The organism is Ornithinimicrobium ciconiae (assembly GCF_007197575.1).
Classification (GTDB): domain Bacteria; phylum Actinomycetota; class Actinomycetes; order Actinomycetales; family Dermatophilaceae; genus Ornithinicoccus; species Ornithinicoccus ciconiae.
Genome location: NZ_CP041616.1, coordinates 3,728,588 through 3,743,012 on the forward strand (window position 1 = coordinate 3,728,588; position 14,425 = coordinate 3,743,012).

17 protein-coding genes are annotated in these 14,425 nt (G+C 69.9%); 5 read left to right on the forward strand and 12 right to left on the reverse strand.

The window, feature by feature from the left end:
- Nucleotides 1-52: 52 nt before the first annotated feature.
- The 6 genes from FNH13_RS17265 to FNH13_RS17290 form a co-directional block, all read right to left on the reverse strand.
- On the reverse strand, nt 53-355 hold the full coding sequence (locus tag FNH13_RS17265) for a glutaredoxin family protein (protein WP_143784582.1): 303 nt from the start codon (nt 353-355) through the stop codon (nt 53-55).
- 2 nt (nt 356-357) lie between these two features.
- The gene (locus FNH13_RS17270) at nt 358-1,314 is read right to left on the reverse strand and encodes a lysophospholipid acyltransferase family protein (RefSeq protein ID WP_228266467.1); all 957 of its coding nucleotides are present in this window, start codon (nt 1,312-1,314) and stop codon (nt 358-360) included.
- Nucleotides 1,311-2,318 (reverse strand): NAD-dependent epimerase/dehydratase family protein, encoded by a 1,008-nt coding sequence (locus FNH13_RS17275; RefSeq protein ID WP_143784583.1) that lies wholly within the window; start codon nt 2,316-2,318, stop codon nt 1,311-1,313. The genes FNH13_RS17270 and FNH13_RS17275 overlap by 4 nt, the downstream gene beginning before the upstream one ends.
- A 74-nt stretch (nt 2,319-2,392) precedes the next feature.
- Complete coding sequence (locus tag FNH13_RS17280) at nt 2,393-2,491, reverse strand: 30S ribosomal protein bS22 (protein ID WP_003792170.1); 99 nt, start codon at nt 2,489-2,491, stop codon at nt 2,393-2,395.
- A gap of 123 nt (nt 2,492-2,614) precedes the next feature.
- Nucleotides 2,615-2,815: a helix-turn-helix domain-containing protein gene (locus FNH13_RS17285; protein WP_143784584.1), complete on the reverse strand. Its 201-nt coding sequence runs from the start codon at nt 2,813-2,815 to the stop codon at nt 2,615-2,617.
- 170 nt (nt 2,816-2,985) lie between these two features.
- Nucleotides 2,986-4,173: an acetoin utilization protein AcuC gene (locus FNH13_RS17290; protein WP_143784585.1), complete on the reverse strand. Its 1,188-nt coding sequence runs from the start codon at nt 4,171-4,173 to the stop codon at nt 2,986-2,988.
- A 36-nt stretch (nt 4,174-4,209) separates the two neighbouring features.
- On the opposite strand from FNH13_RS17290, the gene FNH13_RS17295 reads away from it, so the two are divergent.
- Nucleotides 4,210-4,887 (forward strand): potassium channel family protein, encoded by a 678-nt coding sequence (locus FNH13_RS17295; protein WP_165700164.1) that lies wholly within the window; start codon nt 4,210-4,212, stop codon nt 4,885-4,887.
- Nucleotides 4,888-5,000: 113 nt separating this feature from the next.
- Here the strand turns inward: FNH13_RS17295 and FNH13_RS17300 are convergent, their stop codons facing one another.
- The 5 genes from FNH13_RS17300 to FNH13_RS17320 all read right to left on the reverse strand — a co-directional run bounded on the left by FNH13_RS17300 (nt 5,001) and on the right by FNH13_RS17320 (nt 9,126).
- On the reverse strand, nt 5,001-5,534 hold the full coding sequence (locus FNH13_RS17300) for a GNAT family N-acetyltransferase (protein ID WP_143784586.1): 534 nt from the start codon (nt 5,532-5,534) through the stop codon (nt 5,001-5,003).
- A 71-nt stretch (nt 5,535-5,605) separates the two neighbouring features.
- On the reverse strand, nt 5,606-6,409 hold the full coding sequence (proC, locus tag FNH13_RS17305; protein ID WP_143784587.1) for a pyrroline-5-carboxylate reductase: 804 nt from the start codon (nt 6,407-6,409) through the stop codon (nt 5,606-5,608).
- Nucleotides 6,410-6,413: 4 nt separating this feature from the next.
- On the reverse strand, nt 6,414-7,379 hold the full coding sequence (locus FNH13_RS17310; RefSeq protein WP_143784588.1) for a proline dehydrogenase family protein: 966 nt from the start codon (nt 7,377-7,379) through the stop codon (nt 6,414-6,416).
- 41 nt (nt 7,380-7,420) lie between these two features.
- A complete protein-coding gene (locus FNH13_RS17315; protein ID WP_143784589.1) occupies nt 7,421-8,200 on the reverse strand; it encodes a sugar phosphate isomerase/epimerase family protein in 780 nt (259 codons plus the stop codon).
- Nucleotides 8,200-9,126 (reverse strand): Ppx/GppA phosphatase family protein, encoded by a 927-nt coding sequence (locus tag FNH13_RS17320; RefSeq protein ID WP_143784590.1) that lies wholly within the window; start codon nt 9,124-9,126, stop codon nt 8,200-8,202. Before FNH13_RS17320 ends, FNH13_RS17315 begins: the two co-directional genes overlap by 1 nt.
- Before the next feature lie 57 nt (nt 9,127-9,183).
- Between FNH13_RS17320 and FNH13_RS17325 the strand changes: the two genes are divergently transcribed.
- The 4 genes from FNH13_RS17325 (at nt 9,184) to FNH13_RS17340 (ending at nt 13,586) form a co-directional block, all read left to right on the forward strand.
- On the forward strand, nt 9,184-10,017 hold the full coding sequence (locus FNH13_RS17325; RefSeq protein ID WP_228266468.1) for a hypothetical protein: 834 nt from the start codon (nt 9,184-9,186) through the stop codon (nt 10,015-10,017).
- Between the two features lie 89 nt (nt 10,018-10,106).
- Nucleotides 10,107-11,477 (forward strand): DNA repair protein RadA, encoded by a 1,371-nt coding sequence (gene radA / locus FNH13_RS17330; RefSeq protein WP_143784591.1) that lies wholly within the window; start codon nt 10,107-10,109, stop codon nt 11,475-11,477.
- A gap of 139 nt (nt 11,478-11,616) precedes the next feature.
- A complete protein-coding gene (disA, locus tag FNH13_RS17335) occupies nt 11,617-12,693 on the forward strand; it encodes a DNA integrity scanning diadenylate cyclase DisA (RefSeq protein ID WP_143784592.1) in 1,077 nt (358 codons plus the stop codon).
- Complete coding sequence (locus tag FNH13_RS17340; RefSeq protein WP_228266469.1) at nt 12,690-13,586, forward strand: HhH-GPD family protein; 897 nt, start codon at nt 12,690-12,692, stop codon at nt 13,584-13,586. Before disA ends, FNH13_RS17340 begins: the two co-directional genes overlap by 4 nt.
- Here the strand turns inward: FNH13_RS17340 and FNH13_RS17345 are convergent.
- Nucleotides 13,576-14,175 (reverse strand): winged helix-turn-helix domain-containing protein, encoded by a 600-nt coding sequence (locus FNH13_RS17345; protein WP_143784593.1) that lies wholly within the window; start codon nt 14,173-14,175, stop codon nt 13,576-13,578. The genes FNH13_RS17340 and FNH13_RS17345 overlap by 11 nt on opposite strands.
- Between the last annotated feature and the right edge of the window lie 250 nt (nt 14,176-14,425).

Genomic DNA, 14,425 nt, shown 5'->3' on the forward strand with positions numbered 1-14,425 from the left:
ACCCCCCCACCTTATGACTTTGTGAAGGCTTGCACAAAGTCGACATTGGCGCTCAGATGTTGTAGCGCGCGCGCCACGACCTCCCGCGGGCAAGTGCACTGGTCAGCGCCTTGCCAGTCACTGTCCAGTGAGCAATCTCTCGCCCGTCGACCAGAACGACCGGCACCAGGTCTGCATATTTATGCAGGAGTTCGGGAGATGAGTCGACATCGACCCGCTCCCAGTCCACCCCGGCGCGGCGGGCCACATCATCCACCACCGCGACGGCCTGATCGCACAGATGACAGCCCGTGCGGTCGATCACCGTGATGCGCGGCCCAGCGGCTGCCGATCTCTTCCGGGCGAACAGACCCATGCCTAGAAGAAGACCGAGCGGCGGTCGCGCAGCAGGTTGTAGAGGGTGTGCTGGATGGTCTCGCGCACCCGGTCGGAGAGCTCGAAGACCACCGCCGGGTCGTCCGCAGCACCCTCACCCCGATCGTCGGTGCGGATCGGCGCACCGAACTCGATCAGCCACTTGCTCGGCAGCGGCACCATCCCGAGCGGGCCCAACCACGGGAAGGTCGGGGTCAGCGGGAAGTAGGGCAGACCGAGCAGCCGCGCAAGGGGGGCGGCGTTGGCCAGCATCGGGGCGATCTCCTCGGCCCCGACGATGGAGCACGGGATGATCGGCACCTCAGCCCGCAGGGCCGCCGCGACAAAGCCGCCTCGGCCGAAGCGTTGCAGCCGGTAGCGATCCTTGTAGAGCTTGCCGACGCCCTTGAAGCCCTCCGGCCAGACACCGACCAGCTGCCCCTCACTGAACAGCCGCTGGGCGTCAGCGCTGGTCGCCAGCGTGCTGCCGGTCTTGCGCGCGATCGGTCCCATCACCGGGCTGGCGAAGACCAGGTCGGCTCCGAGCATCCGCAGGGCACGGTTCCCGGGTGTCTCCGTGTGGACCGCGACCTGGGTCATCAGGGAGTCCAGGGCGATCGTGCCGGAGTGGTTGGCCACGATGAGCGCACCGCCGTGCAGCGGGATGTTCTCCGCGCCGCGGACCTCCACCCGGAACCAGTCGCGATAGAGCGGGCGCAGCAGTGGCAGCGCCACGTGCTCGGTGAAGTCACCGTCATAGCCGAACTCGTCGACGGTGTAATCACCGGTGATCCGGCGCCGCAGGAAGGCGAGGGTGCGCGCGACGGACTCGTCGAGCTCGTCACCGGCGAGCCCCGCGGCGGCGCCAGCCGCCCGGAGCCCCTTGATCAGCACCATCACCAGGTGCTCGAGGTCACCCTCCAGCACCGGCGGTCGCTCCTGCTCAGGGTGTGCGGTCACAGTGCCTCCTCGGGGGCCTGCTCGGGCCGGTCGCCGGCCCGGCGTGCGGCCAGGAAGGACTCAAAGGCACCCCGGGTCGTGTATGCCGGGGCGAACCCCAGCTCCTTGCGCATCCGGCCGGTGTCGATCACCCGACCGTAGGACAGGAACTCGAGATGGTCAGAGGGCAGCGCCGCCCATCCCAGCCGACGGGAGGCCCACAGCGACAGACCACCGGCGCCCGGCACAACCGCCAGCCACGGACGCCTGCTCAGGGCCACGGCCTGCCCCAGGGACAGCACACCGTCTCCGGCGACGTTCACCGTGCCGACCACCGGTCCGGTGGTCGCGTGCACGACCGCTGCCACTGCGTCGTCCTCGTGCAGGAACTGCAGGCGGCCCTGCTGGCCGAAGGGCACCGGCAGCACCGGCATCCGGAAGTAGTCCGTCAGGACGGTGCGGATGCTGGGACCGATCACGTTGGCCATCCGCAGCATCGTGATGTCGAGGTCGGGGCGTCGCCGGGACAGGCCACGCACATAGCTCTCGGCCTCCATGGAGTCCTGGGGAAAGCCGGAGCGCGGCAGCTTCTTGGCGGTCATCTCCTCGGTGAACACCGCGGGGTCGCGCGGGGAGGAGCCATAGACACCGGCCGTGGACTTCACCACGACCCGACGCACGCCGGGTGACTTCTGGCAGGCAGCCATCAGCTGCATCGTGCCCAGGACGTTGATGTCCTTCTGGACGACCCGTCCGCCGGCATCGCGAGGGGTGGCGATGACGCCCATATGGACCACGGTGTCGACGCCAGCCTGCGCGATCAACCGCGCCAGCAGCGGACTGCGGACGTCGGCACGGACATACTCACCGCGCCCCATGGGGTGCCGCGGCGGCACCAGGTCCACGCCGATGACACGCTCGAGCGAGGGGTCGTCGGCCAGTCGTCGGACCACCCTCCCGGCCAGTTCGCGGGCCACGCCGGTGACCAGCACGACCCGGGGACCGGGGACAGGTGTCCCGACCACTGGCGCTCACTCTCCTCGGCGGACGTGCGCGACGGCGCCGAACTCCACCCAGGAGTCGGCGCCGTCGCGGTGGGTCACTTCTTGTTGCGACGCTGGTGACGCGTCTTGCGCAGCAGTTTGCGGTGCTTCTTCTTCGCCATACGCTTGCGGCGCTTCTTGATCACAGAGCCCATTGGCTAAACCGTGTCCTTCGCTCGTGGAGATGTTGTCAATGGCCGACAGCACCCGCGGGGGCGGCCACCGGACAGTCGGCACAGTCTACCGCCCACGTCTGGCCCGTCCCAAACGCGTCGTGCTCAGGCGGTCCCGTGATAGGAGTCCTCGAGATAGGCCGTCACGGCCTTCTCGGGGACTCGGAAGGACCGGCCGACGCGCACCGACGGCAGCTCGCCAGAGTGCACAAGACGGTACACAGTCATCTTCGAGACACGCATCACCGCCGCGACCTCAGCCACAGTCATGAAACTCATCTCGCCGAGTCGGTGCTCATCAGCCATCGACGTCATCCCGTCTTCCGCGCGCTTCGGGGCCAACGGGTCTCCGGTGGCGGTCCATCTGTCTGTGGAGAACCATAGGGGCAGATGGGGCTGTTGCGAAAGTCGTTGCGCCAGAAAAGTCCAGTAGACACGCCGTCTTGACCAAACTGTGACCTTCTTTCGTCGCCCGGCTAGTCAAACCAGGGGTCCAGTCCCCACCCCGGGAAGACCGCCCGACGGGTCGCCATGATCGCCGCGTCGACGGGACGCTCCGGCTCGTAGCCCGATTCCCAGGTCCCGTAGCGGATCTCCCGACCGTCCAGGTCCCCCATGCGCAGCGGGGCATCGCGCCCGTAGTGCTCCGCGACATAGTCACGCCAGGGCTGCGGGGTGTCCAGCGTCAGGGACACCGGCTGGTGGGCCGCGATCGCCACCAGGTGGGTCCACGCGCGAGGCACCACCTCCACGAGCTCGTAGCCGCCACCGCCCAGGGCCACCCACTTACCGCCCGTCAGCTCGTGAGCAAGATCGTGCACCAGCCGGTAGGCCGCCTCCATCGCGTCGATCGAGACGGTCAGGTGGCTCAGCGGGTCGGCATAGTGTGCGTCACAGCCGTGCTGGGTCACCAGGATCTGCGGACGGAACGCCCGCACCACCTGCGGCACGACGGAGTGGATCGCCCGCAGCCAGCCCTCGTCACCGGTGCCAGGAGGCAGGGCCACGTTGACTGCGCTGTCTGGTGCCCGGGGGCCGCCGGTGTCACCGGGAAAGCCGGTGCCCGGGAAGAGCGCGGCACCCGTCTCGTGCACCGAGACCGTCATGACCCGCGGATCGTCCCAGAACGCCCGCTCCACACCGTCCCCGTGGTGGACGTCGACGTCCACGTAGGCCACCCGTTCCACCCCCTGGTCCAGCAGCCACTGGATGCCCACGGCGATGTCGTTGTAGACACAGAAGCCGGCGACGCTGTCCGGCATACCGTGGTGCAGCCCCCCGGCGATGTTGACCGCGTGAGAGGCCTCTCCGGTCCAGACGGCACGACACGAGTCGATGGTCGCCCCGACGGCGAGCGCGGTCGCGTCGTGCATACCGGCGAAACTCGGGGTGTCGTCCATCCCCAGCCCGTGACCGGTGACGTCGGCACGGGGGTCCTCGGAGACGGCCCGGACGGCCTCGACCAGTGCCGCGGTGTGCACCGTGCGGATCTGGTCGTCAGTGGCCTCCTCGGCCCCCACGACAGTCACCTGCGGCAACGACAGCAGGCCCAGCTCGTCACACAGCCGGTGGGTGAGCTCCAGGCGGGAGGGATGCATCGGATGTCCCGGCCCGAAGTCGTAGGACGTGAAACGCTGGTCCCACACAACGCGTGCCCCAATCATGGTGACACGCTAGACCACCAGGGTCAGGAGCCGAACATGGTCGGGTTGAGCAAGCACCGGTTGTTTGACGAGGACGTGCTCGTCATCGGGCTGGGGCGCTTCGGGGCGGCGGCCGCTCTGGAGATGGATCGACTCGGCTATCGCGTCCACGCCATCGAGAGCGACCACGCACTGGCCGAGCGGTTCTCCCGCAAACTGACCCGGGTGATCGCCGTCGACTCTGCCGACCCCAGCCAGCTCGCCCAGGCCAAGCCGCAGGACTTCCGGGTCGCTGTCGTCGGCATCGGCACCTCGATCGAGGGTTCGCTGCTCACGGCCGGCAATCTGGTGGATGCCGGCGTCCCGTCCATCTGGGCCAAGGCCGTCTCAGCCGAGCACGCGCGGCTGCTCGAGCGGATCGGCGTGCACCACGTGATCTTCCCCGAGGCGGAGTCGGGCAGCAGGGTGGCTCACCTGGTCAACGACCGGATGCAGGGTTATATCGAGTTCGAGGACGGCTACGCCATCGTCAAGATGGCACCGCCGCAGGAGATGATCGGCTTCACGCTGGCCGAGACCGACATCCGCAAGCGCTATGGCGTCACGGTCGTCGGCGTCAAGGCGCCGGGCGAGGACTTCGCCCACGCGGTTCCCGAGACCAAGGTCGGTCGCCACCACATGATGATCGTGTCCGGGCCGAGCAAACTGATCGAGCAACTCGCCGCCCGTCCCTGAGGTTCAGACCCGACGCAGCGCCGACTCGACGTCGTGAAGCCAGAAGTGGTTCCACGAGCCGGCTGCAGCACGCTCCAAGAACCCGTCGCCGCTGCCCGACGAGCGGAGGCGCCTCAGAGCGAGGTGGGCACCCCGGCCGAGTTGCTCAGCGGCAGGACCATCGCCAGCTCCTCGGCGTCCTCGGCGTCATCGACACCGTGGATCTGCATGGGGCGGCGGTTGTCGGTCGGTCGGAAGCCAAAGCTGCTGGCGAAGGCCACGGCGGGACCGTTGTCGGTGCCCACCCAGTAGATGAGCTGCTTCAGGTCATCGTTGCGGGCCTGGGCCGCGGCTGCCTCAAGGAGCTTGCGGGCCACGCCGGTGCCGCGACGGGCCGGCTCGACCCAGAGCCCGAACAGCTCGCCGACGCCTGGCTCCTCGATCTTGTGACTGCCGACGCTGACGACGCCCAGGAGAGCTCCGTCCTGCTCGGCCAGGAGCCGGCGCGAGCGCTGCATCCGGTCGCGCCAGCGGGCCTCGTCGTAGCTCTCTTCCTCCTCCGCCGAGGCGACGAACGCCTCGGGGGATTCCTTCAGCGCACGCAGCCGAGCCTCTCGGTACTCTGACCAGTTCTCTTCCTCAAGCACACGCACGCTGATGTCAGTCATGGGCATAACTCTGGCACAAGCCGCCCACAAGACTCCATGGGGGCTGTGGTGAACAGTGGGTGATTCTTCCCTCAGTCACCTTCCGACAGCTCCTGGGACCGGCGCGCAGCGGCCTCGATGGCCGTCAGAAAAGCGGCTCTGACCTTGTGGTCTTCGAGTTGCCTGAGGGCTGCCACGCTGGTCCCGCCGGGGCTGGAGACCTGCTCTCGCAGGATGCTCGGATGCTCGCCGGTCTCCCGGATCATGGTCGCCGCCCCATAGAGCGTCTGCACCACCATCTCCGTCGCGGTCTGGCGGGGCAGCCCGAGCAGCACCCCGGCCTCGATCATCGCCTCGGTGACATAAAAGATGTATGCCGGGCCGCTGCCACTGATCGCGGTGGCCGCGTGCTGGTGCTTCTCGTCCAGGATCAGCACCCGCCCGAAGGTGGCCAGGAGCTCCTCTGCCTGGGCGAGGTGCTTGGGGGTGCAGTGTCGCCCCGCACTCAGGATGGACATTCCCTGGTCGACCTGGGCCGGGGTGTTCGGCATGACCCGGACGACGCCGGTGTTGGCCGGCAGCCGGTTCTCGAGATACTCGGTGCTGATCCCCGCCGCGACGGAGATCACGAGGGTCTCGGTCCCGATGCTGGCGTGGATCGTGGCCAGCAGGTCGGGCATGTCCTGCGGCTTCACGGCGAGCACGACGATGTCGGCGTGTTGTGCCGCTTCGGCCGCCGGGGCTGAGACGACGCCGTGCTGCTGCGCCAGCTCCCGGGTGGGCTCGACCATGCGGTCGCTGAGCACGATGTCAGCGGGCGGGCGACCGGAGCGCAGCAGTGCGGACAGCACCGCTCCACCCATCACCCCGGCTCCCAGGATGGCGACACGGGTCATCTGCTCAGCCCTTCGTGGCCAGCGCGCGCAGGAAGAAGCGCAGGTTGGACGGACGCTCGGCCATACGGCGCATGAGATAGCCGTACCACTCGTCGCCATAGGGGATGTAGACCCGGACCTGCTCGCCCTGGGCTGCCAGGCGGCGCTGCTCCTCGGGCCGGATGCCCAGCAGCATCTGATACTCGAAGCTGTCCGCTGCCCGTCCGTTGGCGGCCGCCAGCATGCCCGCGATCTCGACCAGCCGCGGGTCGTGGGTGGCGACCATGGGATAGCCCTGCCCGGACATCAGGATCTTCAGGCAGCGCACATAGGCCTTGTCGACCTCGCTCTTGTCCTGGTAGGCCACCGACTGCGGCTCCTTGTAGGTGCCCTTGCAGAGCCGCACCCGGCTGCCCTCACCGGCCAGCTCCCGGCAGTCCTGCTCGGTGCGGTAGAGGTAGGACTGGAGCACGGCGCCGACCCACGGCCAGTCCTGACGCAGCTCGCGCAGGATCGACAGGGTCGAGTCGGTGGTGGTGTGGTCCTCCATGTCGAGGGTCACCGTGGTCCCGGCGTTGGCTGCGACCTGGCAGATGGCCCGGGCGTGCTCGAGCGCGATCTGCTCCCCGTCGCCGCCGAGGGCTTGCCCCAGCGCACTCAGTTTGAGGCTGACCTCGACCGTCCCGTCCTGGGTCAGCCCCGCCTCGGAGAGCGCACCCAGCAGGGTCACGTAGGCGTCCCTGGTGTAGGTCGCCTGAGCCGGGTCGAGGGTGTCTTCCCCCAGGAAGTCGATGGTGGCCATCCGACCGGAGGTGTGGAGCTCGCCCGCCACCTCGACGGCCGCGTCCGTGGACTCCCCCGCCACGAAACGTCGGACCACGGACCGGCTGACCGGGGCCTTTTCCAGGACGTCCCGCAACTGGTGGTTGCGACTGAGCACGAGCAGTCCCTGCTTCATCCACACGCTCGGGTCGAGGTCCGCGGCGTCCATCATGCCTCCTTGATCATTCCTGGGCAGGCCCAGAGTAGTCGCTACTGGTCGAGGTGCTTGCGGGTGAACTCGAGCGCTTCCGCCAGGTCGGCCTCGCGTTGCGTGACGCTCGCCTTCCGGGTCCCCACCTCCAGGGTGATAGCACCGGCATAGTCGCGCTCGACGAGGGTGCGCAGCAGGACGTCGACGGGCTGGGTGCCGCGGCCGGGCACCAGGTGCTCGTCCTTGAACGAGCCGGTGCCGTCACCGAGGTGGATGTGGCTGACCCGGTCACCGAGACGGTCCAGCAGGTCGACGCAGTCGACCGATCCCGTCGAGGCGTGCGAGACGTCCAGCGTCACGTGCTGATAGGTCTGCTCCACGGGATCCCAGTGCGGGCGGTAGGCCTGCATCTCGGAGGTGCCGGCCCGCCACGGAAACATGTTCTCCACAGCCAGCAGCACGTCCGTGGTCTCCTGTCGCTCGGCGATCCCTTCGACGAACCCCTCGGCATAGTCCCGCTGCCAGCGGAAGGGCGGGTGGATGACCACCACCTTCGCGCCGACCTCCTCAGCGAGCCGCACCGATCGGTCCACCTTGCCCCACGGCTCCCACCCCCACAGCCGCTGCGCCAGCAGCAGCGTCGGCGCGTGGATCGCTCCGATCTGCAGGTCGTGCAGACTGGCGAGGGCCTGCAGCGCGCCCGGCTCCTGGGTCAGCGGGTCGGTCCAGACCATGATCTCCACCCCGTCATAGCCCAGCCGTTCTGCCAGGTCGAAGGCGTAGGCACCGTTTTCGGGATAGACGGACGAGGTGGACAGCAGGACGGGGTTCGTAGCCATCACAGACCGTCCATCCGGCGCAGGATGAAACCCTCGCGCAGTGCCCACGGACAGATGTCGAGCTGCTCGACGTCGAACAACTCCATGACCGCCTCGACCACCATGGCACCCGCCAGCATCTGCGGGGCCCGCGCCTCGGAGATGCCTGGCAGCGAGGACCGCTCCTGGGGTGACATCGCGGCCAACTTGGGCACCCAGGCGGTCAGGTCCGCCCGGGCGAGGGAGCGCGGCACGTGCTGTCCCTCCGCGGACGGCGCCGCCCCGCAGAGGCGACCGAGCGAGCGGATCGTCTTGCTGGTGCCGACCACCCGGTGCGGCTCCCCCACCTTGGCCAGGGAGCGGTGTGCCGTCGCGATCTGGCTCCGGATCCGCTTGCGCAGCTCCTTGAGCGTCTTCTCCGAGGGGTTGTCACCGTGCTCCGCCAGCTCGCGGGTCAGTCGACCCGCCCCGAGGGGCAGGCTGGCCACGGCGTCCGCCTCCTCGTCGATACCGGCCCCCAGCTCGAGGGAGCCACCGCCGATGTCGATCAGGAAGAGCCGTCCGGAGGACCAGCCGAACCAGCGCCGGGCAGCCAGGAAGGTCAGCCGGGCCTCGTTCTCGCCGCTGAGCACCTGGAGCCGGACCCCGGACGCCTGCCGCACGCGGTCGAGGACCTCGTCGGTGTTGGTGGCGTCCCGGATGGCGCTGGTGGCAAAGCCCAGCAGCTCGGAGACCCCGCGGCTCTCGGCCACCTCGGTGCAGTCCTGGACAAAGGTCGCCAGCCGGGCGGCCCCCTCCTCGGAGATCGCCCCCTGCGGAGTCAGTTGCTCCGCCAGACGCAGGTCGACCTTGTGGGAGTAGTCCGGCAGCGGGTGCGCTCCGGGGTGCGCGTCGATCACGAGGAGGTGGACGGTGTTGGAACCGACATCGATCACACCCAGACGCATTACCTCAGGCTAGTCCCTCCCCCCTCTCCTGCCAGCCTCGGCTCGTAGAGTGGCCGGGTGAGTAGCACAGTGGCGGGCCTGGACGCACGCGGCGAGACCCCGCTCGACACACCGCGGGTCTGGGCCGAGTTCACCGACCCGGCAGAGCCCGCCCAGCGGGTGCGCGCGGACCTGACCTGGCTCACCTCCTCGTGGCACTGCATCTTCGGCTCCGGCTGCGCGGGGATCTATGCCGACCGCCCCGACGACGGCTGTTGCACCCTCGGCGCCCACTTCACCGACGCCGACGACCTGGCCCGGGTCACCGCCGTGGCCGACCGGCTCGGACCCGACGAGTGGCAGTTCCACGACCAGGGCACGACCCCGGTGGGGGAGCGCCCGGGGTGGCAGGACCTGGACGAGGACGGGGAGACGGTCACCACCCGCCGGGTCGAGGGGGCCTGCATCTTCCTCAACCGGCCCGGCCACCCCGCCGGGGCCGGGTGTGCCCTGCACCAGCACGCCGTCCTGGAGGGCACCGAGCCCCTGGAGGCCAAGCCGGACGTCTGCTGGCAGCTGCCGATCCGGCGCTCCTATCGCACCGTGGAGCTGCCGGACGACACCTCCTACCTCGAGGTCACCATCACCGAGTACGACCGCCGTGGCTGGGGTCCGGGCGGACACGACCTCGACTGGTACTGCTCCGGGCGTCCCGAGGCGCACACCGCCGCGCAGCCGGTCTACCTCGGTCTCGCGGCCGAGCTCACCGAGCTCCTGGGGAGCGCTGCGTATGCCGAGCTGTCGGCATACTGCGCGGCCCACCTGACCGCTGTGGCCGGTGCTCGCAGCACCCCCGCCGGGCGGCGGTTGCTGCCCCTCTTGGTCCACCCGGCGACGCTGCAGGCCCCCTGACCTGACCTGCGCTCCCGCACGGCGAGCGCGGGGTGCACTGTCGCAGGCTCGCCCTAGAGTTCCCGCCAGCGGCTGACAGAGGAGAGATCGTGGCGACCAAGAGCAAGACCCCGGCCTACCGGTGCACGGAGTGCGGTTGGAGCGCCGTGAAGTGGGTCGGGCGCTGCGGCGAGTGCCAGGCCTGGGGCACGGTCACCGAGGCGGGGCAGAGCACCAGCGTCCGGACCGCGCCCGCCGCCCCGCGGCGCCCCGCAGTCCCGATCGCGGAGGTTGATGCAACCCTGGCCCTGGCTGGCACGACCGGAGTGGGCGAGTTCGACCGGGTGCTCGGGGGTGGGCTGGTCCCAGGCGGTGTGATCCTGATGGCTGGCGAGCCTGGCATCGGCAAGTCGACGCTCGCCCTGGACGTGGCCGCGCGCGCTGCCCGCCAGGGACGCCGGGTGCTCTATGTCTCCGGCGAGGAGTCCGCGGCCCAGGTCCGCCTGCGCGCCCAACGGATCGGGGCACTGGCCGACAGCCTCTACCTCGCCTCCGAGACCGATCTGGGAGCCGTGCTGGGACACCTGGAGCAGATCGCCCCCGCCCTGGTGGTCGTCGACTCGGTGCAGACCATCGCCAGCTCCGAGGTCGAGGGTGCGCCCGGCAATGTCGGGCAGGTCCGCGAGGTCGCCTCGGCGCTGATCCAGTCCGCCAAGGCCGCCAACACCGCCGCGATCCTGATCGGCCACGTCACCAAGGATGGGGCGATCGCGGGCCCTCGGGTGTTGGAGCACCTGGTGGACGTGGTGGTGCAGTTCGAGGGCGAGCGCCACTCGCGCCTACGCCTGGTCCGCGCGGTGAAGAACCGGTTCGGCCCGACCGATGAGGTGGGCTGTTTTGATCTCGGCGACTCCGGCATCGTGGGCCTTCCGGACCCCAGCGGGCTCTTCCTCACCAGCCGGGACCGTCCGGTCCCGGGCACCTGCGTGACGGTGACGCTCGAGGGGCGCCGTCCCCTGGTGACCGAGGTGCAGGCTCTGGTCACCGAGAGCTCGGGTGGCTCCCCGCGGCGCACCACCAGCGGCCTGGACTCCTCCCGGTTGGCCATGGTGCTCGCAGTGCTGACCCGGCGAGCCGACGTCAAGGTCGCCACTCAGGACTGTTATGCCTCGACGGTCGGTGGCGTGCGCCTGGCGGAGCCGTCGGCCGACCTGGCCCTGGCCCTGGCTGTCGCCGGGGCCTATCGCGACGCGCCGCTGCCCCAGGGACTCGTCGCCGTGGGCGAGGTTGGGCTGGCCGGCGACATCCGACCCGTCACCGGGCTGCCGCGTCGGCTCAGCGAGGCGGCCCGCATCGGCTTCACCAAGGCCGTCGTCCCTGTCGGCTCGCTCACCGAGGGGCCACCACCGGCGGCCGTCCGGGTCCGTGAGGTCAGCACCCTGCACGAGGCCGTCACAGCCGCGCTCGGCTGGCCCGACTAGGCCCGAGAGCGAGGCTTAGCTCTCCCCTCCACCCGGCACTTCGTCTCGGATCGGTAAAGACTGGCGGCGACCCCACCGGAAATAGCCTCGGGCCTGGTTAGACTCCGCACGACAGGTCAGGGCACGGACGGAGCATTCAGTGGACCGCAGAGACGAGGACTCCCTGCGCGCGACGCTGGCCGCAGTCGCTCCCGGCACCGAGCTGCGAGACGGCCTGGAACGGGTGCTGCGCGGTCGGACCGGTGCCCTGGTGGTCATCGGCTATGACAAAGCGGTGGAGGCCATCTGTTCAGGCGGGTTCGAGCTCGACGTCGAGTTCTCCAGCACGCGCCTGCGCGAGCTGGCCAAGATGGACGGTGCCATCGTCCTGGACCGCGACGGCAGCCGCATCGTGCGGGCCGCCACCCAGTTGGTGCCGGACCCCTCGATCGAGACCCGGGAGAGCGGCACCCGCCACCGCACGGCCGAGCGCGCCGCCAAGCAGACGGGCCACCCGGTCGTCTCGGTCAGCCAGTCGATGGCGATCGTGGCGATCTATGTCGGCAACCTGCGACACGTGCTCGAGGCGTCCACCGCGATCCTGTCCCGGGCCAACCAGGCCCTGCAGACGCTGGAGCGTTACAAGTCGCGCCTGGACGAGGTCAGCAGCAACCTGTCGGCCCTGGAGATCGAGGACCTGGTCACGATCCGTGATGTCACCGCGGTGCTGCAGCGCCTGGAGATGGTGCGCCGGATCAGCGAGGAGATCGCACAGTACGCCCTGGAGCTGGGCACCGACGGTCGACTGATGAGCCTGCAGCTGGAGGAACTGACCGGAGGGCTGAGCAACGATCGCGAGCTGGTCATCCGTGACTACGCCGAACACCTCACCGACGACAACTCGGTCCAGGAGGTGCTGGGCTGCCTGTCCTCGGTCAGCGGCGGCGAGCTGCTCGACCTGACCTCTGCCGCCCGATGCCTGGGGTTCATCGTGGTCGGCGACGGCCTGGATGCCAGCGTCAGCCCGCGCGGCTACCGCCTGCTGTCGCGTATCCCCCGCCTGCCTGCTGTGGTGATCGACCGGCTCGTGGAGCGCTTCGGCAGTCTGCAGGCGCTGCTCTCCGCCAGTCTTGAGGACCTGATGACCGTCGAGGGGGTCGGTGAGGGCCGAGCCCGCGCGGTGCGCGAGGGGCTGTCCCGGCTGGCCGAGTCGAGCATCCTCGAACGCTACGTGTGACCGCTCAGTCCACCCAGCCGCACCTGCTCGAGCCGCTGCTGACCTGGTATGCCGCCCACGCCCGCGATCTGCCGTGGCGGGCGCCCGACTGCTCACCGTGGGGGGTACTCGTCTCCGAGGTCATGCTCCAGCAGACACCGGTCGCTCGGGTCCTGCCCGTGTGGGCCGAATGGCTCGCGCGGTGGCCGGAGCCGCGTGACCTGGCGGCGGTGGCCCCTGGGGAGGCGGTGCGCGCGTGGGGACGCCTGGGATACCCGCGTAGGGCGCTGCGCCTGCACGGCTGTGCGGTGGCCCTGACCGAGCGTCACGACGGTGCTGTGCCCGCTGACCTGGGGGCCCTGCGGGCACTGCCCGGGGTCGGGCAGTACACCGCGGCCGCCGTGGGCGCCTTCGCGTTCGGCATCCGGGCGGCGGTCGTGGACACGAACGTGCGCCGGGTGCACGCCCGGGCAGTCTCCGGCCTGGCGCTGCCCGCTCCCTCGCTCACCGCTGCGGAGCTGACGCTGGCCGAGGCACTCCTTCCCGAGGACCCGGCGATCGCCGCCCGCTGGAGCGTCGCGGTCATGGAGCTCGGCGCACTGGTCTGCACCGCCCGGTCCCCGGACTGCTCGCGGTGCCCGCTGGCCGCCCACTGCACCTGGGTCGCCACTGGGTCCCCCGCCTACGCCGGCCCGCCCCGCAGGACCCAGGCCTGGCACGGGACCGATCGGCAGTGCCGCGGCGTGATCATCGCCGAGCTGCGCTCGTCGGCCCGTCCGATCTCCGTCGGTGACCTGGCAGAGCACTGGCCCGACAACGACCAGTTCGCGCGGTCCCTGTCGGGCCTGCTGTCCGACGGCCTGGTCGAGCAGGTGGAGCCCGGCTGGCTTCAGCTGCCGGGGCTCACCGACTAGGGGTCTGGCTCAGGGACCGGCCGTGCGGGGCAACCGGTCGTCGCACCGCACGGAAACCTACGCCGCGCACGGCCTCGATGGCGACGGGCACGCGCTCTCGGGTGAGCTTGGCCCGCAGGCGCTTGACGACGGCGTGCACCTGGCTGGCGTCGCCGAGATGCTCGGTGCCCCAGACGCGCCGCACCAGCTCGTCGAACCGCCAGACCCGGCCGGGCTCGCGGATCAGCAGCCGCAGCAGGGCAAACTCCAGGGGGGTCAGCGACACCTCGGCGGTGCCGAACCCGACCGCCTGGCGATCCTCGTGCACGCGCACCCCGCTGACCGGTCGGGCCGTCGTGCCAGGCGCTGTGCCCTGCCTGGACGCCAGCGCCTCGGTCCGCGGTCGCACCCCGGGTGGCTCCGGCTCCATGAGGCGCTGGGCCGCCGGCACGGACGGGACGATCAGGACCGGTGCGGACGGATCCAGCTGGGCCAGGAAGTCAGCACGGTCCTCGACGGTAGGGGCGACCAGAACGATCAGCGCGGTGGAGCGGGAGGGGCGATCGGGCGGCTGCACCCGCTCCGTCGTTGACGTTGTCTGCGCCGACACCCGTGCTCCTCACCCCGCGACCTTCGCGACCCGAACCCAACTTGCCTCCTACCGCGGGGTAACGCAACAGACTTGGTCAAGCCTTTGCTCAACCCAGACGATGTGGCCACAGGAATCGGGTCTGCTGGCGGTCGTGTGTCCGACCGGACGCTCAACCTGCCGGAGTTCATGGCAGATCACAGAGAAACGGCCCGCCCGGAGCAGCGCTCCGGACGGGCCGTCCCGTGACCTGATCCTCAGGTGGGATCAG